24 protein-coding genes are annotated in these 23,176 nt (G+C 50.4%); 10 read left to right on the top strand and 14 right to left on the bottom strand.

The features are described from left to right. Positions 1 to 170 precede the first annotated feature (170 nt). Genes IE076_RS18255 through IE076_RS18240 form a run of 4 tightly spaced genes read right to left on the bottom strand, consistent with a single transcriptional unit; the run spans position 171 to position 4,025 of the window. Positions 171 to 1,274 carry an extracellular solute-binding protein gene (locus IE076_RS18255; protein WP_209009233.1) on the bottom strand — a complete coding sequence of 368 codons (1,104 nt, stop codon included), beginning with the start codon at positions 1,272 to 1,274 and terminating at the stop codon, positions 171 to 173. Between the two features lie 32 nt (positions 1,275 to 1,306). After that, positions 1,307 to 2,134 carry an ABC transporter permease gene (locus tag IE076_RS18250; protein ID WP_189438217.1) on the bottom strand — a complete coding sequence of 276 codons (828 nt, stop codon included), beginning with the start codon at positions 2,132 to 2,134 and terminating at the stop codon, positions 1,307 to 1,309. Next, positions 2,131 to 2,985, bottom strand: a complete 855-nt coding sequence (locus IE076_RS18245; protein WP_189438216.1) for an ABC transporter permease — start codon at positions 2,983 to 2,985, stop codon at positions 2,131 to 2,133. The genes IE076_RS18250 and IE076_RS18245 overlap by 4 nt, the downstream gene beginning before the upstream one ends. Further along, positions 2,982 to 4,025 carry an ABC transporter ATP-binding protein gene (locus IE076_RS18240; RefSeq protein ID WP_189438258.1) on the bottom strand — a complete coding sequence of 348 codons (1,044 nt, stop codon included), beginning with the start codon at positions 4,023 to 4,025 and terminating at the stop codon, positions 2,982 to 2,984. The genes IE076_RS18245 and IE076_RS18240 overlap by 4 nt, the downstream gene beginning before the upstream one ends. Before the next feature lie 164 nt (positions 4,026 to 4,189). On the opposite strand from IE076_RS18240, the gene IE076_RS18235 reads away from it, so the two are divergent. Then, entirely contained in the window at positions 4,190 to 5,290 is a 1,101-nt protein-coding gene (locus tag IE076_RS18235) for an ROK family transcriptional regulator (protein WP_209009232.1), read from the top strand. A 51-nt stretch (positions 5,291 to 5,341) separates the two neighbouring features. Here the strand turns inward: IE076_RS18235 and IE076_RS18230 are convergent, their stop codons facing one another. Next, the gene (locus tag IE076_RS18230) at positions 5,342 to 6,928 is read right to left on the bottom strand and encodes a winged helix-turn-helix domain-containing protein (protein ID WP_189438215.1); all 1,587 of its coding nucleotides are present in this window, start codon (positions 6,926 to 6,928) and stop codon (positions 5,342 to 5,344) included. Positions 6,929 to 7,321: 393 nt separating this feature from the next. On the opposite strand from IE076_RS18230, the gene IE076_RS18225 reads away from it, so the two are divergent. Further along, positions 7,322 to 7,951, top strand: coding sequence for a DUF1127 domain-containing protein (locus IE076_RS18225; protein WP_189438214.1), 630 nt, complete (start codon positions 7,322 to 7,324; stop codon positions 7,949 to 7,951). Positions 7,952 to 8,313: 362 nt separating this feature from the next. Here IE076_RS18225 and IE076_RS18220 read toward each other — a convergent pair whose 3' ends face one another. Next, positions 8,314 to 8,907, bottom strand: coding sequence for a TetR/AcrR family transcriptional regulator (locus tag IE076_RS18220; RefSeq protein WP_189438213.1), 594 nt, complete (start codon positions 8,905 to 8,907; stop codon positions 8,314 to 8,316). Positions 8,908 to 9,188: 281 nt separating this feature from the next. On the opposite strand from IE076_RS18220, the gene IE076_RS18215 reads away from it, so the two are divergent. Then, positions 9,189 to 9,521, top strand: coding sequence for an Mpo1-like protein (locus tag IE076_RS18215; RefSeq protein ID WP_189438212.1), 333 nt, complete (start codon positions 9,189 to 9,191; stop codon positions 9,519 to 9,521). A 97-nt stretch (positions 9,522 to 9,618) separates the two neighbouring features. On the opposite strand, the gene IE076_RS18210 is transcribed toward IE076_RS18215, so the two are convergent. Further along, a complete protein-coding gene (locus tag IE076_RS18210) occupies positions 9,619 to 10,062 on the bottom strand; it encodes a YybH family protein (RefSeq protein ID WP_189438211.1) in 444 nt (147 codons plus the stop codon). Between the two features lie 72 nt (positions 10,063 to 10,134). Beyond that, positions 10,135 to 10,785, bottom strand: coding sequence for a DsbA family protein (locus IE076_RS18205; protein ID WP_189438210.1), 651 nt, complete (start codon positions 10,783 to 10,785; stop codon positions 10,135 to 10,137). A 119-nt stretch (positions 10,786 to 10,904) separates the two neighbouring features. Between IE076_RS18205 and IE076_RS18200 the strand changes: the two genes are divergently transcribed. Continuing rightward, positions 10,905 to 11,822 (top strand): LysR family transcriptional regulator, encoded by a 918-nt coding sequence (locus tag IE076_RS18200; RefSeq protein WP_189438209.1) that lies wholly within the window; start codon positions 10,905 to 10,907, stop codon positions 11,820 to 11,822. A gap of 111 nt (positions 11,823 to 11,933) precedes the next feature. Here IE076_RS18200 and IE076_RS18195 read toward each other — a convergent pair whose 3' ends face one another. Next, positions 11,934 to 12,839, bottom strand: a complete 906-nt coding sequence (locus tag IE076_RS18195) for a LysR family transcriptional regulator (RefSeq protein WP_209009231.1) — start codon at positions 12,837 to 12,839, stop codon at positions 11,934 to 11,936. A gap of 132 nt (positions 12,840 to 12,971) precedes the next feature. Between IE076_RS18195 and IE076_RS18190 the strand changes: the two genes are divergently transcribed. The 5 genes from IE076_RS18190 (at position 12,972) to IE076_RS18170 (ending at position 18,031) form a co-directional block, all read left to right on the top strand. Then, on the top strand, positions 12,972 to 13,949 hold the full coding sequence (locus IE076_RS18190; RefSeq protein WP_189438207.1) for a glutathione S-transferase family protein: 978 nt from the start codon (positions 12,972 to 12,974) through the stop codon (positions 13,947 to 13,949). After that, entirely contained in the window at positions 13,949 to 14,875 is a 927-nt protein-coding gene (locus tag IE076_RS18185; protein ID WP_189438206.1) for a DMT family transporter, read from the top strand. Before IE076_RS18190 ends, IE076_RS18185 begins: the two co-directional genes overlap by 1 nt. Positions 14,876 to 14,947: 72 nt before the next feature. Then, complete coding sequence (locus tag IE076_RS18180; RefSeq protein ID WP_189438205.1) at positions 14,948 to 15,325, top strand: nuclear transport factor 2 family protein; 378 nt, start codon at positions 14,948 to 14,950, stop codon at positions 15,323 to 15,325. A gap of 223 nt (positions 15,326 to 15,548) precedes the next feature. Beyond that, positions 15,549 to 17,489, top strand: coding sequence for an acyltransferase family protein (locus IE076_RS18175; protein WP_189438204.1), 1,941 nt, complete (start codon positions 15,549 to 15,551; stop codon positions 17,487 to 17,489). Positions 17,490 to 17,659: 170 nt separating this feature from the next. Next, positions 17,660 to 18,031 carry a hypothetical protein gene (locus IE076_RS18170; RefSeq protein ID WP_189438203.1) on the top strand — a complete coding sequence of 124 codons (372 nt, stop codon included), beginning with the start codon at positions 17,660 to 17,662 and terminating at the stop codon, positions 18,029 to 18,031. Positions 18,032 to 18,087: 56 nt separating this feature from the next. Here IE076_RS18170 and IE076_RS18165 read toward each other — a convergent pair whose 3' ends face one another. Next, positions 18,088 to 19,596, bottom strand: coding sequence for a malonate--CoA ligase (locus IE076_RS18165; RefSeq protein WP_189438202.1), 1,509 nt, complete (start codon positions 19,594 to 19,596; stop codon positions 18,088 to 18,090). A 196-nt stretch (positions 19,597 to 19,792) separates the two neighbouring features. On the opposite strand from IE076_RS18165, the gene IE076_RS18160 reads away from it, so the two are divergent. Next, positions 19,793 to 20,533 (top strand): class I SAM-dependent methyltransferase, encoded by a 741-nt coding sequence (locus tag IE076_RS18160; RefSeq protein WP_189438201.1) that lies wholly within the window; start codon positions 19,793 to 19,795, stop codon positions 20,531 to 20,533. Between the two features lie 2 nt (positions 20,534 to 20,535). Here IE076_RS18160 and IE076_RS18155 read toward each other — a convergent pair whose 3' ends face one another. From IE076_RS18155 to IE076_RS18140, 4 genes are all read right to left on the bottom strand, one after another. Continuing rightward, a complete protein-coding gene (locus tag IE076_RS18155) occupies positions 20,536 to 21,150 on the bottom strand; it encodes a LysE family translocator (protein WP_189438200.1) in 615 nt (204 codons plus the stop codon). Between the two features lie 96 nt (positions 21,151 to 21,246). Next, complete coding sequence (gene sigJ / locus IE076_RS18150; protein WP_189438199.1) at positions 21,247 to 22,119, bottom strand: RNA polymerase sigma factor SigJ; 873 nt, start codon at positions 22,117 to 22,119, stop codon at positions 21,247 to 21,249. A 2-nt stretch (positions 22,120 to 22,121) separates the two neighbouring features. Further along, a complete protein-coding gene (locus IE076_RS18145) occupies positions 22,122 to 22,553 on the bottom strand; it encodes a carboxymuconolactone decarboxylase family protein (RefSeq protein ID WP_189438198.1) in 432 nt (143 codons plus the stop codon). 105 nt (positions 22,554 to 22,658) lie between these two features. Then, on the bottom strand, positions 22,659 to 23,162 hold the full coding sequence (locus IE076_RS18140) for a GNAT family N-acetyltransferase (RefSeq protein WP_189438197.1): 504 nt from the start codon (positions 23,160 to 23,162) through the stop codon (positions 22,659 to 22,661). Positions 23,163 to 23,176: the final 14 nt, after the last annotated feature.

Here is a 23,176-nt window from a genome sequence, read left to right as displayed (position 1 = left end):
CGCTATCTGGCGCACACCCGTGCCCATGTGAGATCGACCGCCCAGCAAAGTGGAGGTTGCATTGACGTTAATCGTTAGCCCGGATCAGGGGGCGCTTTTATTTGAAATCGGGATACATGGCAGACCGATAGGTAAGTATCGATCTGCCATGAGCTTTAGAGACGAAATGCTCAGCGTTCGAAGATGACGTTGTCGATGAACAAATCAGCGACTTTGTTCTGGAATGGCTGGGCCGCCCACTCTGCGCGGAACTTACGTTGCGCTGCAGGTACGAGTGCAAAACTATCGTCTGCGGCTTCGTTCATTGGTGCAGTACCGAAGTCACGGTTAAACGCAGTTTGTGTTTCTGGAGACGTCAGCCAATTGATAAATACCGCAGCTGCTGCCGGGTTTTCTGCATTTCGCGGAATTGCGACACCATTGCCACCGCCGTTCATGCCCATTTCCGGGATGTAGAACTTGATGTCTTTACGAACCTGTCCACGTTTTTGGAGGCCTGAAAGATGATCTTCCCAAGCAGGCGCCATCGCAAGCTCGCCATCACTAATCCTGGTAATGCTGTCAGAATTGGATGTTGTTATCAGGTAGTTTTCTGCATGCTCATTGAAAAAGTCGAAGCCAGATTGCAATGCGGAAACTTTTTCATCTGTGACTTCTCCATTCGAGAAGTCCTTACCTGAGATAACGCGCAGCACATTTTGATAGAAGGATGGTCCAGAGCCACCGTTCTGATAGTTGAAGCCGAATTTGTTTGGATACGCATCCCAGTATTGTGCAATCTCTTCCGGTGTTTGAGGCAGAGCGGTTTCATCTACCTGTGCAGGATCATAGGCAATGCCTGTCTGATTGCCCCAATAAGCCCGTATATAGTCACCACCATCAAGACCGCCGAACTCGGACACCCGGCCATCATCTTCGGGCAGCATCGTCAACGGAGAAAACAGGGCTGATGCATCAAGTGTCTGAAACGCGTCGGATGATGCAGCAAAGACATCAATGTCTCCGGTTTCACGATTACGTTCAGCTAAAAGTTTCTCGTTGTTTCCGGTATCGGTTCCCTCCGGAATAACAACATCAATCCCGTATTCCTCCTCAAAGGATTGAATAGCACGGCGAAGGTCGTCTTTCAGATGCCAGACATACCAGGTCACTTTGCCTTCTTCTTTGGCCTGAGAAACAATTTGATCCCAACTCATGCCAGATAGGTCATTGGCAAATCCGGCGGTGGTGCCGACTGTCAGGGCAGCTGCTGTAAGTAGAAGTCTCTTTAACAAGGATTTTCCCCCCATGGTTTTTGTTATCCCTATCAACCTTTGCCCGATGACAATGTTGGATTAGCGGATTTGAGAAGCCATTCCAAAACCAGCATCAAAATCACATTCGGGACGACAAGGATTAGTGAAAGCACTGCCGCATTTGGGCGCACAAAATCTTGACCAAGTGCGGAGAAGAGCAGCGTTGGGATTGTTACGATGCTCGGAGAGCCAACGATGAATGCGATAGCGAACTCTTCAATTGATTGGATGAATACAATCAGGAGCGCCGCAAAAATCCCCGGCTTCAATGCAGGTAAATAAGCAACGCGGAACCTGGCCCAGTGACTTGCCCCAAGATCCCTTGCAGCATCGATATGTTCCTGACGGACCTGTTCAAAGCTCACCGTCAAGATCCGAATTGCATAAGGCAAAAACAATACAGCATGCGCAAAGAGGATCGCACCGAACCGCCAACCGGTAAAACCTAACTGGAACAGCACGCTCGAAAAGAAAATCGAGGTGATAAATGGAGGTACGACAAGCGGTAGCAGACAAAGCGTCTTGGCTACTTCACGACCTGGGAACTTAAAACGGCCAAGTGCGAACGCGGTAGGCGCTGCCAGCAGCAGGCACAAAACGGCGGCTGATGGCGCCAGCGCATATGACGTGAACAACGCACTTTTTAGCGATGAGTTCTGCCACATATCGATCCAGCGATAAAATGACATGGCAGGCGGCAAGAGCTTGTCAGCTGTCCAAGGCTGGGATGGATCCACCAGAGACCAAAGCACTGCCATAGTGAAAGGCACAACAAGCCACAAGGTACAGATGACGAGCAACGAGATCATCAATACCTTGTTTAGTTTACTCATAGTCATGTCAGGCGCCTCCGCAACATCAACCTTGCACCAATGGCCATAAGCGCCGACCCGATAAGTGCGATCATCATAAGAGAGACACCGACTACTGCTGCGGAGTTCCAGTCTCCGCGATCTTTAAAGGTCACCATTAACTGAGACATGGACTGAAGATTTGTAGGTCCTGCAATCACCTGAAAACTGAAATCCGACACCGCTCCGATAAAGATGATGACCAGAGATGCCTGCATGCCTGAGACGGTAAGCGGTGCAATGACTTTGCTGAAACGCGCCCAAGTCCCGGCTCCCAGATCTCGCGCTGCGTCGAGCACTTCATCGGAGATCCCCCGGACTGCGCCGGTCAACAGAAGGAGAGCAAACGGCAGGTTCTTCCAGGTTTGAAGGATCAGGACACCAATCGCGTTGGAATCGTTCTGCATCCTTATGGGCGCGTCAGAGAAACCAAGCCACTGGATGAGCTGGTTGACGATACCATTGTAGGAAATGATATTGATAAACAGGAATGCAGCAACCAAACCGGGGATCAGCAAGGGCGCTTTGAGAACAGCCCCAATGGCCATAGAGCCTGCGAACGGTTTTCTGAGCCATAGCGCCAACGGGTATGCCAATGCGACCGAGAAGATCGCGCTAAGCACACCCACATAGATCGAATAATTGATTGATCTGGAGAAGAGCTTTCGCCCGATCATATCCGACCAGAATTGCGTGGTGAAGCCACTCTCACCTGTTATGGTATAGAACCCGAATGACTGAGCAACAGCGATATAAACTACGGTGCCGATCAGCACCAGGATTAGACCGAGCCCCGGTGTGAGCAACGCGGCTATCAGGAGCCACTTACGCGCACTCATGCTGTACGCTCCAAAAGGATCAGCTGCTCGGGAGGAATTGAGATATTTACCGTATCGCCTTCCTGGGCAGAAGTTGCTCTGCTTTGGACACGATAAGACACACCTTTGGTTTCAATCATCAGATCAGTAAAATGACCCTGAAACGCCCGGTTAATTACTTTGCCCGTATGCCCCGCGTCCCCTAACACTGCACTTTCGGGGCGCCAACATAGATCGACATCTTTTTCCTTCGGTGGCGTTGATGTCGCCACATCGTAAGTCCCCATGGCTGTTTCAACACGCCATAGACCGGGCTGTACTTCTCCCTGAACTGTTCCGGAGAAAACATTTGCATCACCAATAAAGTCAGCCACAAAACGCGTTTTCGGGGCGTGGTACAGAGCCTCAGGCGTGTCAATTTGCTCGACCCGGCCACCATTGAGCACAACAACACGGTCCGACATCGCCAGCGCTTCGTTCTGATCATGTGTCACATAAATCGCTGTGAGCCCGTATTCTTTCTGAATCCGCCGGATTTCAATTCTGACCTGATCACGCAGTTTGGCATCCAGATTTGACAATGGCTCATCAAACAGGATCACGCTCGGCCGCATGACCAACGCTCTTCCCAGAGAGACACGTTGTTGCTGCCCCCCGGAAAGTTGATTGGGCAACTTGTCCATCTGGGCATGCAGACTGAGTTTCTCCGCAACGTCGTCCACACGCGCCTTACGGTCATGCGCTGAAATACGTTTTTGGCGAGGGCCAAACTCCAGGTTTTCTCTGACGGTCAAGTGTGGAAATAGTGCGTAAGATTGGAAACAAAGGGCCGTGTCACGCGCTTCAGGCGGCGTGCGGGTTACATCTTTTCCATTGATGTGGATAGTGCCCTCGGTCGGATCAAGAAAACCAGAAATAAGCTTGAGAAGTGTTGTCTTTCCGCACCCCGAAGGACCAAGCAACGTCACAAACTCTTCTTGTTCAACCTCTAATGATAGCTTCGCTAACGCAGTAAACGCCTCGAACTGTTTGGTCAGCTCGTCTATTCTTATTGCCACCATCACATTTACCCACCCCTACTATGATGATTATTACCCATTGTATGTGAAATTATTATTACTCATGTCAAGTAATAATAGTTGCAGAATCGGCGAAAAAGACTAAAGAACTAGAGCGGGGGCCTTGTGAAGGCTTTGAAATTATCGGTCAAAACAAGTGTATTGATGTGTTGAAAAAAATTAATTTATTAAGCTCAAGCGAAAGAGAGATACTCTCGATAGTGCAGCGAGAAGGCAAAATTGCGCGCGCGGCCATCACTGAGCACTCCAAATTGTCACAGCAATCGGTCCACCGGGTAATCGACGGTCTCGAAAGCCGCGGTTTCCTGTCTTATAGCGCCGCAATCAACAAAGCACGCGGCAAGCCAAGCCCCATGGTTGAGATCGCAGCAAATGGTTACGCCACACTCGGCATCTCATTTACTACGGAAAACGTCGTAGTATGTTTCATGAATTTGAAAGGCGAAATTTTGGCGCAATACGACTTGGGAACCAACCCAAATGCGCCTCGCGACGTTCTGTTGGCGCTTCAAAACAGTATAGAGGCAGAGCGAAATAACGCTTTGCGACATCGGCAACTACTGGGTGTCGGTATTGCCATGCAGGGTATTAGAAGCGGCTCGGACAACAAGTTTCGTCCACCAGAACCACTTGCAGCATGGAGTGACATCCCGCTAGCTACGCTGTTCGAGGATAGGCTTGGGCTTCCAGCCTTTGCAGAAAATAACGCGACCGCCAGCGCGACAGCCGAACATTTTCTAGGCGGGGGACGAGATCACGTTTGTTTTGCGTATCTTTCTTTCAACTACGGGTTCGGGGTAGGCCTCTTTTGGAACCACCAGCCCATCCAAGGCGGGTTTGGTAACGCCGGAGAAATCAGCTCAATCTACTCGCAGGAACAGGCCGTTCATCGCCCCGCACTTGGCGAGTTGGTCAAGAGATTGTCTCGTCACGATCTGCGTATTCAAGGGATCAACGATATCCCGTTTGATGCGACGAATGTGAATTCTATCGTTAAGAGTTGGTCGGAAGAAACAGGCCCCTATCTCAGACAATCCCTTATCTCGATAAAAGGTGTTCTTGACCCCACCGCCATATTCTTCGGCGGACAGGCCCCTTCAGCACTGAGAAAACTTCTGATCGCAGAAGGTCACGCAGCCTTTACAAACCAAACATCCCGATGCCCAGTCTTAATCGAAAGCAGATTAGAGGGCGACGCAGCTCACTTAGGCGCAGCCTTCCTACCACTGCACAATTTGGTCTTCTAGGGCGCTCAAGATAAGCTGACCGGCAATGCAGCATCCAATCGATGAGCAATTCTAGGCATTCATTTGTCCTGGGAGGAGCGCTTTCACTTCTTCGGGAATGATAGATTGCCCAAAGTGATCACTCAGCAACTGGATTGTGGGCTGAAGGGTATTCTCAAAATGGTTGGAGTGTTTGAATAAGCGTGCGGCTACATAATAGTTGTACAAAATTATTGCGGTTGCATCCCTTGCGGTAATTGCATTCAAACTCTCCTCGGCCCGCGCTGCGGGGGCGGATGGAAAAGCCCATGAAATTGAGAGGAGAGGCTTTGCTGCGGGCCTACGTTTGTACAATGTTTGCAGCTGGTGATCTAACTTCTCTTGTTCACCAGCCGCCAAGTAAGCCTGGCATTTCAGTACGAGTATGTAGGCTTCAATTTCCGAGCCTTCTTCACACAATTCCAAGGCTTGATCGAATAGTTGCAGCGCGTCGTCTATTTCGCCCAAAAAACTGCGCATCTGCCCCATTGCAGCGAAGGAAGCAACTACCGTGGTGGCGGTCTGATAAGAGGCTTCAGAAAGCTCAACAGCCATTCGGCGATAGCCACGATCAATAAAAAACAGAAGCTTGGCCGCAATCATGACCAAGTGAGGCTGATCTTGGATATGAGGCAGGGACGCAGAAATAAGACGTTCGATATTTTCCTCGTCTTCGGATCTTGGATCGTCAGGTCCCATGAAAATCTGATGCCCCATAAAAATATACTTAGAATGAATATTGGTGGCCTTCATGAGTTGAGCAGCGGCATCATCTGGATCTACTTCAATCACGCGGTTCAATCTACGCTCACTCTCCTTCCAGTTCGCCTTAACTCCAGACGTATCAATTGAAGCGTCATGCATGCTTATAGGGAGAGGCGCCAAGTCATCCGGATGTTTGGCATGAGCAACCCAGATATCCTTAACAACACACTCTGCAACCTTCTTAGCCACAAAGTATTTGCTTCGTTTCTCGCAAGAATTATCATTGATCACGTGCCTTTGAATCGCAATTAGCTTGGCCGTTTGAAAGTTCTTCGTATGTACCACGCATTCGAGGATATCGCCCTTTCTTACGAAAGCTAAACTGGCTTCGAATTTGGGAGGATCGGTTACAAAGGCATGTAGAGGAGGGCTGTTTGGGTCCAACACGACTTTGTTCGAAGGCCCGATTTGATGCGTGAGCTCTGCAAGGAGAAGTTTACTAAACTCTTGGGCTAGCGGCGAAGAGTCTCCGATATAGGAAAGGCCCCTTATAGGCCCAACAACTAAATAAGCCCCCGTTCCCAAGGGTTTGTTAGACGCCTTTTTAGCAACCCATATGTACCCTTCCCCGTATTGGGTGGCAATGAAACTGGGCTCGGATGGTCGATCATCCAACTTGCGGCGAAGCCGATTCACTATGAAATCTACATTCCGGTCGGCCTTATCAGAACCAGGCTCAGAGATTGCATCCAGGAGCTGGTTTCTGGTCAATAGAGCGCCGGCGTTATTGAGCATGTGCAACAACAAGAGCCTTTCCGAGCGCGAAAACCTGACGGTAAGCCCATCTTCTCGCGTAGCAGTTAGGAAATTTTGATCAAAAGTTGCGGTTCCGATTTGGATTGAAGCCTGGGTCATTGAAATCCATCAAATTAAAATCCCGATTTGCATGAAGTAAAGTACTCGGAATTAGGCAATCGGTCCTCTCCCAGATTTCGGTACAGGCAGAAGAAAGCTTATGAAACAAACGGTGCTTGCGGGATAGCTGTTTGGCAAGAGGAGGCCCCCTGCTCCTTCCAAACAAAGACATTCAATTTGCGCAAACCGACACTCCCAACCTCCCTGGTTAATTTTGACGAAAACACCAGTTCACACCTGAAACAACGCTTCGGGAGAGGGCCACCATAAGTAATCACGTTAGAGAAAAACCCATATGCAAATAATTCTGCAACAATTCGCGCACATCTCAAGGTAATCCGAAGTCTACCGTTCTTCTGATCAGGAAACATCGTTTTATACTAAGGTGAAACAATGATGACAATTGCATACTCAGAGATGGAAAATACAAATCCTGTAAATTCAGCCAAAGAAATATTTTCTGCGGTCAGCGCTCAGAAGTTTAACCTGAATGAGCCAAAGATTTCTCAATATAACCCGGCTGATGAAGTATCAAAATTTCCGTTTAAGGCGCTCTCAAGAGAGTTTAACGATGTGAGAGCAGGCGCTTATGCAGAAGCATATGGTCCCTCAATTCAGGGCAAAGGAGACGGCAAAGTCCTTCTCTATACTCTTATCGGGACCTCAACAGATAATGGGGCGATATCCTTACACCATAAGGCTGTCCTATTAGTTCCTGAGTATACAGAGACCGAATTCTTCAAGAACTTCCCACAATCAGTTCTCAATTATCTCAAGAGACTGGGCAAGCATGTCAGCCGCGAAATTCACCGCCACCAGACGCGACGCGCAACTGCCGTATTGCTGGGTCTGGAAACCAGGCTCCTGGATGACATTGGAATTAAACGCAGTGATGTGGTCAGTGCACTCGCCGAAAGTGGTAGCGAAGATGCTTCAAGGAAGCTAGCTGCAAGGGCAAAAGAGAATAGCGACCAGATGTGGGCTGAACTTACCAAAAAGCAGAACTCCAACAAAACCGAATGATCAGTTCGGTTTTCCCGGATAACCAGGTCGCAGGTTCCTAACATGCGATGCATGCTCTGATTGCTGCTGGTTTGACTGCGGCCTGGTACAATACTCCGAAAAGGTACATTTAGCCCAGTCGGAGTTCTCTGCTCTCAGGGAATAAATGCAAAGCTGATCATTGTCGGTAATTTCGGCTGCAGCGGAAGACGATTGCGCTAGAGCTTCAATTTCAACGCACAAAACCCGCAATTCTTTCAAACCAACGCACATTACAACGCAAACACGTACAGAGAGGTTCACTGGCTCGAGATCAAAAGCGGATCTCGCGGGGCTTTTCCGCTGTGCTTAGCGGAACCGTTATGGAACCAAAGAACCTGAGTTCACGGCTCCAACAGCTTTCGAATGGACTTTACCAGCGCTTGTTTTGTTTCTGCGCTGTCGGCATTTTCTGTCAGGAGCCAGCGGGTTAACAGTCGGTGCGCCATTCCCATGACCATCTGCCCGAGCAATTCTGGCGGGGTTTCATTCCACACTGAGCCGTCAGTTTGCCCTTGTACGATGGTTTCCGTGGCTTCGGTATTAAGGGCCGCATGCACCGACTGGCTCCGCCCCACCCAATAGGCCTGCGGGATATTCAGGAAAACAATGCGCGCGATAATGGGATTGGCAAAGTAGAAATCACACCAAACTTCCAAGAAGGCCAAATATTTGTCGACTGTGTTTTCTTCCGCTCTGGCAGCTTTCAGGCCTTCTGCATGCAGGTCCTCCAGATCTTTTTTGATACACGCAAAAAACATCTGTTCCTTGTTGCCGAAGTACTTATAGACCGTTTGCGGACTCACTCTGGCTTGCTGACAAATCTGCCGGATGCCCACATCCTGATACATCCCGGAAGAAAAGATCTCTAGGATGGTTCGACGCAATGTTTCGAGTGCTTCCGGTTTAATTGTTCTGTGATCAACGTCTACTGTCATTCCAATTGGCTCCCCCCAATCGCGCGATTGTATCCGGTTTTTGCCTGTCTCATAGACGCCTTCTCCGAAGATCTACGAAAAAGAACACCGACTTAGGTCAAGACCAACAGTGTTTCGCACAGCAACATTGCGGAAACCGTGTGTAATATTCGCAGATTAGTCAGTTCTATGCTTCTTACACAAAAAGAAGCAAGAGCACGAGAGTACGCATGACTGTTTGCTCAACTGTCTGATCGCAGTAATGTTAGTGAATCATCGGCAAATCAAGGGGGGATACTGCCATGAGTGACACCAATGGGAGCCACAATCAGCAGTTTTCAAGTTTCAAAGAGTTCTATCCGTTTTATCTGGCAGAACACCAGAATGTCGTCAGTCGGCGGCTACACTTTACTGGAACAGCGTTGGTGCTTGCTCTGGTCGTCTATATTCTGGCGTCTGGCCTCTGGGGATTTCTGCTTGCTGTGCCAGTCGTTGGCTATGGCTTTGCCTGGATTGGGCATTTCTTCTTCGAGAAGAACAAACCAGCCACCTTCAAATACCCGCTCTACAGCCTGCTCGGCGACTTTGTGATGTTCTTTGACATCCTGCGTGGCAAGGTTTCAATCCGAAAGTGAACAAGCTGCCCACACACAGCAGATCGACGTCGTATTTCAACGCCAAGCAATTGTGCATGGGCAGCTTATAGGTAATTAGATCAATCAGGACAACAGCTTAGTAGGTACCAGGCTCGAAGGGACTGTCGATGGCATAGACCCAGTTTCCGTTTTCATCCCGGCGGAGAACTTCCAAGGCGTGGGATTCTGCATTCACAGAGCCATCGGGTGCAGTGATGCGCCAAAAGGCTTTCACAAGTGCGCTGTCCTCCGCTTCGTGAATGGTGCTGCGCACATGGTCCAGCTTGCTGGTCGTCGAAAAGAATGGGCGCAGCACTTCTTTGATGTTTTCCCAGCCGACGACATCAGGCTGTCCCGGTCCTTGCACCAGAACACTGTCTTCGTCATAGAGCGCAGCAAGCCCGTCAACATCCTGATTATCCCAGGCTTTATGGAACACTTCAGCAACTGCCGCAGGAGTTTTAGCCACTTCTGGCTGCGCAAATGCGACCCCGCCCATAGCGGCGAGTCCGATTGTGGTAAGGAGTAAAATCTTTTTCATCTGCTTTCCTTTCTTACTTCAATCATAGTTTGACCCCGTGGAATGATGGGACGGAGTCCGGGTGCGCAAAGTTCAGCCAGCTGTTTCAAGTTGCTGCTGAACAAGCGCGGAAAAGTCTTCTGGGCGGGAGTAATAAGCGGCGTGGTCAAGACGGCGCATTTGCCCGGCACTTTCAAGAACAAACGTTGGGAACCCTGATCCGCCAGACTTGGCCAGGAGCGTCCGCGTAGCCTCAACGTGGTGCTCGACATCTGCTTCGGAAATATTCGCGAGCCAACTATCAAAATCTGTTTCCGAATAGCCCGTTAGTGCTGCCACTTCGCGGAGACCATCCAGTTCGCAGATATTAACGCCATTGAGAAAGTGCTGTTTCTGCAATTCCTTTAGAAAAGGAAGTGGATCGTTGGTACCAAATTCAACGGCCAGTTCACCGCGAATAATTGTGTAGGAATCAACCCGTTCCGGATTGCCTTTAATGAAAGCATCCATGAAGGGCTCTCCAAATACCTGTCCGGTCAACTCAGCAATTTTTGCGGCAAATGAAGGAATTGCGCTGCGCAAGTCACTCGATAATGCAACCGGTCCTCGGATCATGCCGCCGCCGTGAAGTTTCAGCTCAATATCCTTGGGTAGATTAAGACGAAGCGCTGACACCAGCGGGTCTGCTGCATAACACCAGCCGCAGAGAGGATCATGAATGTAATGGAGTGTTCTATCTTGCATTATGTGCCTATTGCCTGCCGATAATTGGTTAACTCGGGATCATGCATATTGTATATACTGGCTAGACAGTTACACGTAAGACAGGCATTCATGGATACTCTGTTTAGGAAAACTAACCAATGACAGCTGAGCTTTATCGCGCAATGGCAATCTTTGCGAAGGTCGTTGATTTGGGTTCGTTTAGCGCTGCAGCGCGCGACTTAAATGTGACGCGCTCTGCCGTTAGTCAGCAAATTCAGCAGCTTGAAGACCGAATTGGAACAAGCCTGCTCAACCGGACGACACGGTCGCTGAGTTTGACCGAGGCTGGAAGCGAGCTTTACCAGGAATGTACCGTTATCGCTGAAGCCGCAGACCGCGGGCTGCAGCGTGTTGCATCCTTACGTGATCGACTGACCGGTGATTTGCGCATATCCTCGCCGGTAAACTTTGGCATTACAAAGCTCATTCCTGCACTTAATGATTTCATGATGCAGAACTGCGATCTCAACGTCAGGTTGGAGTTTGCTGACGATATTCGCGATATGGTGCAGGACCGAATTGATATCGCCATACGGGTCGGCACTCTTCAAGATTCAGCGTTTATTGCGCAGCGTTTGACACCTCTTGATGAGGTGCTTTGCGCTTCACCACACTACCTTGAGAAAAACCCGGCGCCTACTTCGGTTCAACAATTGGAACAACACCACTTTGTGCTCCTCTCGCTACTGGGCGAGCCACAATACCTGCATTATTTTGATGACAAAGGTGAGTTGCAGCGCACACGGCTGAGGGGGCGCACCATTACAAATTCGGTCGCTGCATCGATTGATCTGGCAAAGCGTGGCTTCGGAATCTTGCACGCACAGCACTATGACATTGAGCAGGACCTTGCCCAAGGCACCTTGGTCAAAGTGCTCGACAAACTCCCGATCCGCTCATCTAATGCTTATGCGGTGACCTTGCGCCGCGACAATCGCCCCACAAAAATTACGCGTTGCATAGCTCACTTGGTCAACTACTTCACAAACGAGCAACGAAAGAACGCAACGATGTAAGGAACGAAATTTACTCGCACCATAAACTGCGAACTTCAGGAAAACTGATCCTGCCGCAATCCTTGTGTGTTGCGCCAAGCCCTCGTCGATAGCGTCCTCAGGATCAACTCGTCAGGTCCTGCTCAACTGGGGAAGTCCTTCATCCCAATACGGAACGTCGCCGCCAATCTCTTCAGAGATAAATTCGATGAAGGCGCGGACTTTGGAGGGGAGATATTTTCGTTCCGGGAAGACAGCGTACATGGTTTGGACGGGAAGTTTGTATCGAGGCAGTATTTGGACAAGTTGGCCGGATCTCAGATACTCCCCTGCAGTGAATGTGGTGAGTCTGCCTATGCCGCAGCCGCCAAGGACAGCAACTGCCAGAGCGTCTCCGTTGTTGACCTGAAAATTGCCCGAAGTTTCAACGCGTATGACACCTTCTGGTCCTTCTAACGACCATTCCTGATGATCGCTGAAGTAAGCGTAATGTAGACAATTATGTTGATGCAGGTCTTCTGGAACTGTGGGAGCTCCATGCTTCTCAATATACTTGGGCGATGCGGCGAGCACGTTATAGCAGGGCGCAATTTTCCGGGCGATCAACGATGAATCGTCAAGGCGCCCTCCCCTGATTGCTAAGTCAAATCCACCATCAATCAAATCAACCCGGCGATCATCCATTATCATATCAATGCTGATTTCTGGATTGAGTTTGAGGAACTTTGGGATGAGCGGCGCGATGTGCAACCTGCCAAACGTCATGGGTGCATTGAGTTTAAGTCTGCCCTTTGGCTTACCCTGCAACTGAGAGACCGCCTTTTCAGCCTCTTGTGCTGCAGCTAACGCATCAACTGCTCGCGCATAATATTGCTCGCCCGCTTCCGTAAGACTGATGTTGCGCGTGGACCGGTTTAAAAGCCTTGCTCCCAGATACTCCTCCAGCAGTGAAATGCGTTTGCTGATCGCAGACTTAGAAACTCCCAATTGCCTTCCAGCAGCTGCAAATCCTTTGTTCTCAACCACCGCAACAAACACCGGCAATGCACCAATATGTTCCAAATTCAGCCTCTAACCGTTCTCTTTTGCTCACCTATTAGTTTCTATATTAGACGATTATCACAGTAATGGAAACCAAGTAGCCTCTCAGCATCAAAAGAGGAACGTGCTATGGCTATGATGCTTATTAATGGTGAACTGCGTGAGAAACCCGTTTCAACTGACGGTAAACTCATCCGATTTAACAGCGATATCCGTCACTGGATCGAGCCCCATGAGGGTGCTGAATTTCCTGTCGAGGCTGGCAGGTACCATCTTTACACCTCTCATGCCTGCCCTTGGTGTCACCGCGCCATGGTGATGCGTGCATTGACGGGATTAGAGAGTGCAATATCTATAACCGAGATGCATCCCTTCATGGGCGAAAAGGGCTGGCAGATCGATCAATCATTATTTGACGAAGCTGCAGGTGTACCAAGGGATGAGTTCATCTTTGAGGTCTATCTGCGCGCCCTCCCCCGATACACCGGTCCTCTGACAGTTCCGCTCCTGGTAGACAAGAAGACGGGCAAGATCGTCAGCAATAACTCCGCAGATATTATGCGGATGCTGAACACATCCTTCGGCGCTCTCGCTTCTTCACCCGTCAATTATCATCCTGATGAGCTATCTCACGAAATTGACGAGATTTCTGGCTTGATACAGAACACTGTAAACTCAGGCGTTTACAAAGCTGGCTTTGCCACGTCACAGGCTGCCTACACAGAAGCCGTAAGCGAGTTGTTTGATACGCTAGATAAGTTAGACAACCTGTTGGGTTACCAAAGATATCTGGTAGGGCATCAGATTACAGAGGCTGACTGGAGGTTGTTTGCGACACTAATCCGGTTTGACGCGGTTTACGTCACGCATTTCAAAACGGACCTGCGGAGAATTGCAGATTACACGAACCTGGGACCGTATCTGCGCGAGCTCTATCAAATCCCCGGCATCGCAGAAACAGTGAACTTCAAGCGGATGCGGGAGCACTATTTTCGCAGTCATCTGCAGATAAACCCGAATGGCATTATCCCTATCGGACCAGAGCTGGACCTGACCAAACCTCATGGCCGCGACCATATCGGCATTATCCAAAAAGGAGCAGCATGATGAGCAACGGTGCTGTTCTCTCCATTTCAGAAAAACCCGGTAATCCAACGGGGTACATCATCCTTATTGGAGCGATTGTCGGCGTGAATTATGCGCTCGCCAAACTGGTGATGCAGGCAGGCGTAACTGCACTGAGCGCTACATTGATGCAGATGCTTGTCGCTGGTTTATTTTTGTATCTGTTGCTTCACTATAAACAGGAGAAAATCTTTCTCAGACTGCGCCACATTAGATACTACCTGCTGAATGGCTTTCTCGGCGTCACTATACCATCTCTGGTGGCCTACATTGCGCTCCAGCACATACCTGCCTGGTTACTGACGGTTATGACCACCTTATCACCGATGGTGACTGCAGCCCTTAGTTCTGTTCTTGAGCGTAAATTGATTGCCCCTCAGCGGTTGTTCGGTATCTCACTCGGCTTGATTGGCATCAGCCTTGCGACATTAAGCGGAGCTCAGGTCGCACATTTTGATCCCAAATGGATCCTTGTAGGCGCTGGAATGCCCTTATCTCTCGCTATTTCAAATATTTACCGAAACAAAGCCTACCCAACTGATACGAGCCCGATTGCGACCGCAGCAGGTACTTTGTTCTCTCAAGTGCTATTGCTTGCCCCTGCACTATTGCTACTCGATAGTCTGACCAATGTTGTCGAGCCTTTGCAAAGTATCTGGTGGGTCCTGCTTACAATCGGCTTCTTATCAGCCGGAAGCTTTGCATTGACATTTTTCATTCAGAGCAGAACCGACAGCGTGGGCTTTAGTCAAGTTGGATACTTTGCGACCGTATCAGGCATTCTAGTCGCAGCGATCGCCTTCAAAGAACCAGTCAGCATCACAATTTTTGCATCGATCGCTGTGCTGTTTCTGGGCCTTGCACTCACCAATGGTCATGTTCAGTTCCCACGATCTCGCCTCAGATAAGCTCTGACCAAATTCTTAGCAGGCGCACCTGAGTGACTGCTCCCAACCCCGAAATAAATCATAGGAAATTCCATGGTACAGCTTGTAGAAGTCTCCATTAACGCTCGTGAATTTTCAGAGCAGCTATATAAAGCCGTCGATTCCCTGAGTGCAGAAGGCGTTGGCGCCTTTCTGACGCCAAACGTTCGTTTCCAGCTTGGCAATTTTGATGAAATAGTTGGATATGACGCCGTTGTTGAAGCAAACCGGGCCTTCTTCCAATCCATCGTAGCTATGTCTCACACAATTAAGGATGCGTGGACAGTAGACGAAAACGTCATCTGTACTGGGTATGTGCACTACACCCGCCACGACAAGAGCACACTGCAAATTCCCTTCTCTGCAGTCTTGAAGCTCAAAGACAATCTGATTTCGGACTACCAAGTCTACGTGGATGTCTCTCCGCTTTAATTTGACGTGAGCGCTGCGGCCTCACGTTTGATATGCCCATGATCCAAGATGTAGCGAGGCACCTCATTGTTCCTCGCTACATTCGTTTATCCGCTGCAAAGCCATTCAAATCCCCCTGAGATCTTCCAATTCATGTCACCTGAGAACATGAACTATTCTTACCTCTCTCAAGTCTACGGAATTTGAAACCATCCCCCTTAGGGGCCACAAGACAGGCGGTTCGATGGTACGAGCATCTCAGGCCGGTTTTCGTTCAGACATAGAAGGGATGAGAGGTCTTGCGGTCCTTGCCGTACTCCTCTTTCACTTCAAATTGCTCGGTGTCGAAGGCGGTTTTGTCGGGGTCGATATCTTTTTTGTTCTTTCCGGCTACCTGATGACACAAATTGTTATGTCACAACGGTTTATCTGGACACCTAGCGGAGTGTTGGGGTTTTATCGAAAGCGCTTCTGGCGGATCGCCCCTGCCTACTACGTGACCTTGATTGTCACCATGCTCACTATCTTTGTCTCAGGTTGGACCTACGGGCTGCCAGAGCTCTATGATAATCTGGTTCCAGCTTCAATATTTGCCTATAACATCACCGCCCCTGAAGGACCGGGATATTTCGCTACGACTGCCAACTTCAAACCATTTCTGCATACCTGGTCCCTAGGGGTGGAAGTTCAGTTCTATCTTGTCTGGCCATTGATCTGCTTTGGGATACTGAAGTGCTCCCCCAAAGCACACATTCCGATCTTTGTATGTATCATCGCCCTTTCCTTTACTGCCTCGTTGATCCTGGCATTCAACGATCCAGATGTCGCCTATTACTCCCTCCCCACACGCCTGTGGCAGTTTGCACTCGGGGGCCTGATCGTATGTCTCAAGGAGAGGCAGTTCGATTGGTCCGGGGCGTGGCAGGTTGCTTTGTCTCAACTTGCCGCAAGCGCAGTCATTATATTCAGTATCTTCACAGCCAGTGGAGCGGCGTGGCCCTCGTTCCCTGCGCTTGCGCTAACTGTGTCAGTTGCCTTCTTGTTGCTTTCTGGCAATCTGCGCGGCGCAATCATATCATCAGCCTTAAGTTGCCTTCCCCTACGCCTTCTAGGCAGGGTCTCCTACAGTCTATACCTCGTCCATTGGCCTGTTTTTGTCCTCTCCTATTCCTTCATTGAGGATTACCCAAGCAGCCCAATTCTCAGGGGCTTAGGCCTGTTAATCTCACTTGGGTTGGCGATTGTTTTATACGTTGGAGTTGAGCGACCCATGCGCGAATTGGGAAGGAAGCCCGCACGTTTCAGAGAGCTATCTGCACCAGTTGGCGCAACGACGCTCCTGCTGATCATGGCCTTTGTAATCTCAGACACCGACCGGATGAGATGGGTCTTCCCGGAACAAAACCTAACCCACGTATTGGCCGTCAATTACCGCAATACGTTCCAGCAACACTACTGCAACACCCCAGGATGGAACGGCAATTTATGCGCCCTTGGTGATCAGCAGAAACAGCCTGTGCAAAGTGTAATCTGGGGAGACTCTCATGCCGAGCACTTCGCGTTTGGAATGAACGACGTCTTTTCGAAACGAGAGAAGAGCTTACACCTGTTTCAAAAACCCGGCTGCGCCCCAGTGAAAGATCGGGGTAGCTGGAGCTCAACGAACGCACGAACAGAGTGCAACACCTACAATGCGCGCGTCTTGGAGTTCCTGAAGAATGAACTCAAACCAAAGCGGATTTTTATGGCTGGGTACTGGAGCGCGAACATCTCAACGGAGGTTGATGGCGTTACCAAAGAGGACCCGATAAGGGCCAAGCAGTTTTTCTCCAGTCTCGAAGAGGTGATTACTCAGTTTGACGGGGCTGCAACAAGCATCACACTTGTCAATCAGGTCCCGGGAATAAGCAACGGCAAACATGTGCGCCCGTGTAAGTACGGCGCGATCAATGCCGAGAAGTGCATTCTGAACCTTTCTGAAACCGAAAAGCAAAATGTCATTGCCCAATCCCACCTCCAAAACATTGCGGAGCGCTACGATAATGTCGACTTTATTGATCCGAAAGCAGTTTTCTGTCCCGATGGCATCTGCGAGTTAGTTAAGGAAGGTCGGTTTTTATATCGTGATCACAATCACCTGAACCAATTCGGCTCCAGGATCATCGCAGAGCAACTCTTCAAATAAGTCGTAGTGCAGAATGCTTGAATATGAACTGAGGCAGTATCCTAACGCTTCGGCATCCTAACTCACAGTTTGGCGGTATCGGGGCTTCGGGTGACACCTGAAATTTCGGTGCTTGTGCTGGTCACATGGGTAACCAACAATGCGCTATGACCAATACATAGCTGAACCCCATGAAAAACCTGAGCCTTGCCTTTTTCCTGCTCATTACGTCTTCCAGCCTTACATCTGCAGGCGTGAGCTTTGAACTCAACATCGCAATTGCAAACATGTGTGAGAAGCTGAAGGCCTGTGCGTTTGAGAAAATGGGTATCGACGCCTCCACAAGGCAGCACCCCACAGCAACCGCTATCAACAACAGCGTCAATCAGGCCTGCGCCCTGATCAAGGCAGATTTCAGCAACGTGATAACAACACGGGCCCAGAATCAACGCGCAATAGCCTGCGTATCATCGGTCACAAGAAAGACATGCGCCGAACTCAGCCAACCCAACGCCCCCAGCCCAACCGCCTGCAAAGGCTTCCAAAGCTTCAGTGGCCGCTAGATCTGGAATATCGCGATGGATTGCACACTGGCGGTTAAGCCACGCTACCCACTTCCCTATACACGCTCACTATAACGCTCCCGCAGGATGTTTTTTTGGACTTTGCCCATGGTGTTGCGTGGGAGATTGTCGATTAGCAGGAGCTTTTGGGGATGTTTGAAGCGGGCGAGGCGTTGCTTTACGCTGGCCATGATCTGGTCAAGGTCCGGTGCATGGTCCTTTTCCGGCACTATGAGGCCAAGGGGAGCTTCGCCGAAATCTGTGTGGGGCACGCCGATGACGGCGCTCTCCAGAACACCGGGTTGTTCATCAAGCACAAGCTCAATCTCTTTTGGGTAGATGTTGTATCCGCCTGAGATGATGAGATCCTTGTTGCGCCCGACAATATGGACATAGCCGTCTTCATCTATCTTGCCCATATCACCGGTGATGAAGAACCCATCTTCGCGCAATTCTGTTGCGGTTTTCTCCGGCATCTGCCAGTAGCCTTTGAAGACATTACGGCCCCTGATCTCAATGACACCGATACTACCCTTCTGCAATTCCACACCGCTTTCGGGGTCGGTGATTTTTAGTTCAACACCCGGAAGCGGGAAGCCAACCGTTCCGGCCCGCCGCTCTCCATCGTAGGGGTTGGACGTATTCATATTGGTCTCGGTCATTCCGTAGCGTTCCAGAATTCTATGACCGGTACGCTGCTCAAACTGTCGATGGGTGTCGGCCAATAACGGCGCGCTTCCAGAGGTGAATAGGCGCATATGCGTTGTGAGCTCTTTGGTGAAACGATCATCCCCCAGCAACCGGGTATAGAAGGTCGGCACGCCCATCATTGAGGTTGCCTGCGGGAGCCGTTCCACGATGGCATCCTGATCGAACTTGGGCAGAAAGATCATGGAACCACCAACCGCTAGAATTACATTGCTCGCCACAAACAACCCGTGGGTATGGAAAATTGGTAGGGCGTGCAGCAGCACATCCTCTTCGGAAAAGCGCCAGTAGTCGACCAGTACGTCCGCGTTGGAAAGCAGATTGTCCTGTGTCAGCATAGCCCCTTTGGATCGTCCGGTCGTACCGGATGTATAGAGGAACGCCGCAAGGTCCTGCAGGTCCCGGTCTACTGTTGTAAACGTGCTCGGCTGCGCACTTGCCTCACCCATCAATGAGCCTGAGCCACCACCGTTCAGGGTCTCAAGAAGCACACCTGAACCTTCAGCCAGCAGGCGAAGCTGATCTGCCTTTGCTCCATCACAGACGAGCAGAGAAGCACCACTATTTTCAAGGAAATAGGCAAGTTCCTCGCTGGTGTAAGCGGTATTGAGCGGCAGGAAGACAAGCCCCGCTTGCACGCAGGCCCCGTAAAGCGCCAACGCTTCAGGGGACTTTTCAACTTGCACAGCCACCCGGTCATCCGGTTTTAGTCCATGATTGACAAGCACATGGGCAAGCTGGGCGGTTGTGGCAAGAAACGCTCTGTAGGAAATCGGGGTACCATCCTCAAGCAGCAAAAAAGGTTTGCTTTTGCCGGCATGGATCCCGAACAAACGATCATAAAGCGGGTTAGCCATGAGAGTACCTTTCTCTGCTGCAACGGGTCTTCATTCCGCTGGCACGGAAACTGATTCATCCAGACAAGAATAATCAGATCAGGATGCTGTGAACAGACAGCCTGTAAAGCTTTCGAGCCGTTGGTTTGGTCAGGATTTGTACAAGCGGCCCTTGCGTTCTATGGTGCTGTTTCTGTTTGGGAGAACTCATTTCACAATGAACGAACGTACCATTTTCACGGACCCTCATCTGGCTCAATTTTACGAGCTGGCACCGCATGATCGCACCGATCACACCTTTTGCAAAGATCTTGCCAGTGACGCAGATTCAGTCCTTGATTTGGGATGCGGCACCGGCGAACTGACGGTTCAATTGGCAAAGGGCCGTCATGTGGTTGGATTGGATCCTGCTGCTGCCATGTTGGAGATTGCGCGCAGCCGTCCTGGCGGTGATCAGGTTACCTGGGTTGAAGGAGATGCACGCCATTTCGAGCTTGGTGAGACGTTTGATCTGATCTGCCTGACAGGGCATTCCTTCCAGTTCTTTCTGACTGAAGAAGACCAGCGTTTGGCACTCAGCAAGATTGCCATGCATTTGAAACCAACTGGCCAGTTTGTCTTTGACACCCGCAACCCAAATTTTCCGGGAAGGAAGACCCGCAGCAAGAGCGAAACACTAAAGCGGACGCAGCACGAAGAACTGGGTGAAATCGAAAGCTGGAACATATCCCACTACGACGAGCCAACGCAGGTTTTGAGCTTTACAAACGCCTACAAGGATCTGGAAAGCGGTCAGGTATTCAGCGCGCCCTCGCAAATCAAATATACGGCAAAGGAAAGGCTAGACCAGCTTTTGCAAGAAGCTGGTCTGCGCGTGGAAACATGGCTGGGTGAATGGACCGGTGAGCCTTTCCATGCCGCCTCTCGCGAGATCATTCCAATTGGGAGGAAAGCCTGAGTTTATCGCTCAAAACGCGCCAGTGCGAGACCCACACCTGAGCCAATAAAGAGCAGACCGGTGAGCTTGTTACGCAAGTGGCCGATGCTTCGGAAGAGCGGTGTTGCGGAGCGTGCCAGCGCTGCCCAGCATAGATCTCCGCACAAGACCACAGCAAGGTAGAGTAGTGCAGGCTGCGCCAAGGCATAGGTGGCACTCTGATCAGCCACAAACTGCGGAAGAAAGGCTGCGCTGAAGATAAGCGTCTTAGGATTGATCATGGCAAGCAGCATGCCCTGCCAGAATAAACGGCTCAAAGGGGTGGTGCTCGCCTCAGCATTCTGCAGCATCTCCGTCCGTTCACGCCACGACTTGATGCCAAGATAGACAAGATATGCAGCGCCCAGCCACTTCACCCATAAAAATGCGTCGGCGACCAACGCCAGCAAGGCTGAGAATCCGAGCACAACAATACTGAGCTGAACAGCAACGCCAAGAGTGGTACCAAGCACTGTAACTGCGCCGAAGCGGAACCCATGGCTGATGGTATTGGCAATGATGAGTGCCACGTTGGGGCCTGGAATGGCCACCAAAGCTGCTGTCGCAAACACCAATGCAAAAATCATTTCAATGGACATGAGTTCCCCCCTAAAACAATCGTGGAGAGGCTAGAGGGTTCCCTGCCAGGTTGCAAGACAGACCTTTAGCAGCCTGCCCTCGCTGTTTTGCAAGCCTTAGTGAACAGCGCCAAGTTTGTCCGGATTTCGCTGTGCGTAGATGGCGTTGACTTTCATGTCCTCATCATAGCCAAACGTGAAGACAGTCGTGATACCGCCGCCGTCTACGGTAACCAGTGACAGGCTGGAGTTGAGTTCTTCCACCCAGGCTTTGCCACTGCGCGTTGCTGGTGAAATCGCCTTGTCGATAAAGTCAACCACCTTTTCCAGTCCCATGAGAGGTTCCGGAATGGCATTGACCTTGCCGCCGCCATCAGAGATGAGGACAACATCTGCAGCAAGATGTTGGGATAGTTCTGCGGTTTCGCCGGTCTCCAGCGCATTTTGGAACATACCGATCATCGCGCGCTGCTTCTCCTCAGGTACGGTGAAGCGATTGGCTTTTTGCTGAACGTTGGTCTTTGCCCGCGAAACCAGTTTGCGGCAACTGGTTGGGCTGACTTCCAGTATCTCAGCTACTTCTTCATAGCTTGCGGAGAACACTTCGCGCAGCAAAAAGGCGGCCCGCTCTTTGGGAGCCAGACGTTCCATCACCACAAGAAACGCCGTGGTGAGGCTTTGCGAAAGCTCCACATGGTCTTCAGGCGTGTCCAGCGTTGCGGTGTGTAAGGGTTCTGGCAGCCACATACCGACGTAATTTTCGCGTTTTTTACGTGCTGATTTGAGCTGATCAAGTGCTTTACGCGTGCAAACCGTCGTTAGCCATGCATCGGGATTGTCAATGTCCGCTTGGTTGGCAGACGACCAACTGAGGTAGGTTTCCTGCACCACGTCTTCGGCTTCGGCGGTTGTTCCGAGCAAGCGGTAAGCCAGCCCCATTAACATGGGTCTGGCCTGTTCAAATGCATTCAGTGATTTATCTGTGTTCATGCTCAATGGTTCGATATTGCTACCCGGTTCCAAAGATTGATCATGCCGATCATTGCCGTCATGGTGGAAATTTCCTGATCGCTGTAATGGGCCCTGAGTTCTTTTCTCAAGCGAGGCAGATCTTCTTCTTTGTCCAGTCTCGTCAGCGCTTCGGTCCATTCAAACGCCAGCTTCTCTTTTTCTGAAAAATCATCGGAGTGGCGCCAGATGATGAGGTGATCCAGACGATGGTTGGTTTCGCCAGCCTTGCGGGCATCACGGGAATGCATCTTCACACAGAAGCCGCAGCCGTTGATCTGGGAAGCACGCAGCAAAATGAGGTGGTGAAGCTTCTCGTCAAATCCGGTGGCGGCAATGGCCGCTTCCACGCCCTCAAGGGCCTTCATGATCTGGGCACCGCTTTCGTAGTGGTTGATGGTGTTATCGGTGTTCATAGTCATCTCCAGTGATTGTTTTGTTGTCTTCACAGGCTCGACGAGGCAACTGCTGCAGATGTGACGTGGTGATGAGAAAAAAGCGGAATCTTTTTTGGCAGCGCGTTAAGGAGCTGGATGGCGGTAGACTAAATCATCCGGATCAAGGCAGGGCGCATCGGGGTCGATCACCGCACCCATCCGTTCGGCCAGCTTGCAAGAACGCTCGTTTTTCTGGTCGATGTAGCTGACAAGCGTTTTCAGGCCAAACTCCTCAAACCCCCATTGGCGCATCCTCAAGGCAGCTTCCAGAGCATACCCATGCCCTTCAAAACCGTCATACAGGAACCATCCGAGCTCAGTTTCTGGAAAAAGTGGGCCGTGATTAAGACCGACCTGACCAACGGTTTTGTCCGTGGTTTTGTCATCAATCATCAACGCCCCATGGCCAAACAACGTCCAATGGGCAATGTCGTGGCTAAAAATGCCCCATGTGACGTATTTAGGGGTTGGCCCCCCCATAAAGCGCGAGCGTTCAGACCGCATCAATTGCTCATAAGCAGGCCAATCCTCGATCGTCATCGGCCTCAAGCGCAATCTTTTTGTTTCAAGTGTCGGTATCACAGTCATTTGATCAGTCCAGC

Source organism: Pseudovibrio japonicus (assembly GCF_014651595.1).
Lineage (GTDB): Bacteria > Pseudomonadota > Alphaproteobacteria > Rhizobiales > Stappiaceae > Pseudovibrio > Pseudovibrio japonicus.
This window is presented reverse-complemented; position numbering and strand designations above follow the sequence as displayed.

Excerpts from the sequence above, each read along its gene's own strand:
- IE076_RS18250 (WP_189438217.1), bottom strand. The coding sequence starts at position 2,134 with ATGACTATGAGTAAACTAAACAAGGTATTGATGATCTCGTTGCTCGTC.
- IE076_RS18200 (WP_189438209.1), top strand. The coding sequence starts at position 10,905 with ATGACAGCTGAGCTTTATCGCGCAATGGCAATCTTTGCGAAGGTCGTT.
- IE076_RS18165 (WP_189438202.1), bottom strand. The coding sequence starts at position 19,596 with ATGGCTAACCCGCTTTATGATCGTTTGTTCGGGATCCATGCCGGCAAA.
- IE076_RS18160 (WP_189438201.1), top strand. The coding sequence starts at position 19,793 with ATGAACGAACGTACCATTTTCACGGACCCTCATCTGGCTCAATTTTAC.
- IE076_RS18220 (WP_189438213.1), bottom strand. The coding sequence starts at position 8,907 with ATGACAGTAGACGTTGATCACAGAACAATTAAACCGGAAGCACTCGAA.
- IE076_RS18145 (WP_189438198.1), bottom strand. The coding sequence starts at position 22,553 with ATGAACACCGATAACACCATCAACCACTACGAAAGCGGTGCCCAGATC.
- IE076_RS18180 (WP_189438205.1), top strand. The coding sequence starts at position 14,948 with ATGGTACAGCTTGTAGAAGTCTCCATTAACGCTCGTGAATTTTCAGAG.
- IE076_RS18190 (WP_189438207.1), top strand. The coding sequence starts at position 12,972 with ATGGCTATGATGCTTATTAATGGTGAACTGCGTGAGAAACCCGTTTCA.
- IE076_RS18215 (WP_189438212.1), top strand. The coding sequence starts at position 9,189 with ATGAGTGACACCAATGGGAGCCACAATCAGCAGTTTTCAAGTTTCAAA.
- IE076_RS18175 (WP_189438204.1), top strand. The coding sequence starts at position 15,549 with ATGGTACGAGCATCTCAGGCCGGTTTTCGTTCAGACATAGAAGGGATG.
- IE076_RS18225 (WP_189438214.1), top strand. The coding sequence starts at position 7,322 with ATGATGACAATTGCATACTCAGAGATGGAAAATACAAATCCTGTAAAT.
- IE076_RS18210 (WP_189438211.1), bottom strand. The coding sequence starts at position 10,062 with ATGAAAAAGATTTTACTCCTTACCACAATCGGACTCGCCGCTATGGGC.
- IE076_RS18245 (WP_189438216.1), bottom strand. The coding sequence starts at position 2,985 with ATGAGTGCGCGTAAGTGGCTCCTGATAGCCGCGTTGCTCACACCGGGG.
- sigJ (WP_189438199.1), bottom strand. The coding sequence starts at position 22,119 with ATGAACACAGATAAATCACTGAATGCATTTGAACAGGCCAGACCCATG.
- IE076_RS18240 (WP_189438258.1), bottom strand. The coding sequence starts at position 4,025 with ATGGTGGCAATAAGAATAGACGAGCTGACCAAACAGTTCGAGGCGTTT.
- IE076_RS18155 (WP_189438200.1), bottom strand. The coding sequence starts at position 21,150 with ATGTCCATTGAAATGATTTTTGCATTGGTGTTTGCGACAGCAGCTTTG.
- IE076_RS18185 (WP_189438206.1), top strand. The coding sequence starts at position 13,949 with ATGAGCAACGGTGCTGTTCTCTCCATTTCAGAAAAACCCGGTAATCCA.
- IE076_RS18170 (WP_189438203.1), top strand. The coding sequence starts at position 17,660 with ATGAAAAACCTGAGCCTTGCCTTTTTCCTGCTCATTACGTCTTCCAGC.
- IE076_RS18205 (WP_189438210.1), bottom strand. The coding sequence starts at position 10,785 with ATGCAAGATAGAACACTCCATTACATTCATGATCCTCTCTGCGGCTGG.
- IE076_RS18140 (WP_189438197.1), bottom strand. The coding sequence starts at position 23,162 with ATGACTGTGATACCGACACTTGAAACAAAAAGATTGCGCTTGAGGCCG.
- IE076_RS18230 (WP_189438215.1), bottom strand. The coding sequence starts at position 6,928 with ATGACCCAGGCTTCAATCCAAATCGGAACCGCAACTTTTGATCAAAAT.